Origin of the sequence: Veillonella fallax (genome assembly GCF_020687175.1) — a bacterium.
GTDB classification, from domain to species: Bacteria; Bacillota; Negativicutes; order Veillonellales; family Veillonellaceae; genus Veillonella; species Veillonella fallax.
The window spans coordinates 1-1,700 of the sequence record NZ_JAJEQD010000042.1; the positions used below are offsets into that span (position 1 = coordinate 1).

Below are 1,700 nucleotides of genomic sequence, written 5' to 3' on the forward strand. Positions count from 1 at the left end.
GTAACTGCAGATAACATGAAAACTGTTGTGAATGATGCTATCACTAAAGCTGTCACATCTGCTAAAGATGGATCTGCATGGAACATTTCTACTAATGGTGGTACAGCTACAAAAGTGTCTGGTGGTAATACGGTTGATCTCATTAATGGTGACAACATCGAGATTACACAAGATGGTACAGATGGTAAGAAGATTACGGTTAAGACGAAAAAAGACCTTACTGTAGACTCTGTGACTGCAGGCAATACTGTAATTAATACATCTGGATTAACTAATGGTACAACTGCTATTACTGGAACTGGTATTACAACAGATAAGGTAACAGTAGGTGGCTTATCTATTGACAAAACTGCAGGTATTAATGCTGGTAATAAGGCGATTACTAATGTAGGCACAGGTATCGTGGCGAATAGCAATGCAGATAATAGTAATGTTGCTAACATTGGCGATGTTAAGACTATTGCTAATGATGCTGTAGCTAATTTATCTACAAATCTTGGTGTTACAGATGGCACGAATAATGGTACTGTTAACTTAAAGACTGAAAAATTAAAAGTTGTTGGCACAGGCGCTGCAACAGCGACTGTGAATGGTCAAACGGTTACCGTTGATGTAGCAAAAGGTACATTAGCAGCTAATGCGGCAACTGGGGCCTTAACAGGTACTGCTGGTGTAGTTGATGCTAATGATATGGCTACTGCTGTCAATACAGCGATTACAAAAGCTGTAGATAATGCGACAGGTACCCAAGCTCTTAAAATTGGTGGTGACACTACAGCTACTGGTTCTGTTAACCTTAAGAGTGATACATTATCTGTAAAAGGTGATAATAAATTTATTACAACAGCAGCGTCTGGCAATGACATTACCTTAACGGTTAACGAACAAGCAATCAAAACAGCAGCAAAAGATGCGGCAAGTTTCAAAGTAAAAGCTAATAGCGAAGCTGAACAAGAAGTAAAGGGTGGCGAAACTGTTGTATTTAACGATGGTGACAATATCGAGATTACCCAAACTGGTAAGACCTTTAAAATTGCTACATCTAAAAATGTAACATTTGATACGGCAACTATCGGTGGAAATACAACTATTGGATCCACTGGTATTACAACAAATAAAGTAACAGTAGGTGGTATCTCTATTGATGGCACTAACGGCATTAATGCAGGTAGTAAACAAATCACTAACGTAGCAAGTGGTGGTACTACAGCTACGAATGCTGCGAATATTGGTGATATCAATGCGGCTATTTCTAGTTTGACTACTAACCTAGGTAAAAATACGACAATTGCTTATAAAGCAAATAATGCGGGCGGTCAAACAGTATCCTTGGCAGATGGATTTAATTTCACTAATGGTACATTAACAACTGCAGAAGTAGGCGCTAGTGGCGTTGTGAAGTTTAATGTAACGCAAGGGGCATTATCTACGGATACCAATGGTACTGTATCTGCTGGTACAGCCGGTGTAGCAACAACTGCTGATGTAGCAAGTGCTGTGAATAGTGCGGTTAGCACAGCGGTGAATAATGCAACAGGCAATCAAAAACTTGATATTTCTGCAGGTGGTACAGATAGCTCCGTTAACCTTAAAACTCAAAAATTAACAGTAGCAGGTACAGGTGCTGCGACAGCGTCTTTGAATGGTCAAACGATTACTGTTGATGTAGCACAAGGTACATTTACTAATAAGTCTGATGG

At 39.5% G+C, this 1,700-nt stretch carries 1 protein-coding gene; it reads left to right on the plus strand.

Features of this window, described 5'->3' with window-relative positions; genetic code table 11:
• Nucleotides 1-1,700, plus strand: a 1,700-nt coding sequence (locus tag LKD20_RS09535) for a beta strand repeat-containing protein (RefSeq protein WP_369408076.1), incomplete at both ends; no start/stop codon positions are given.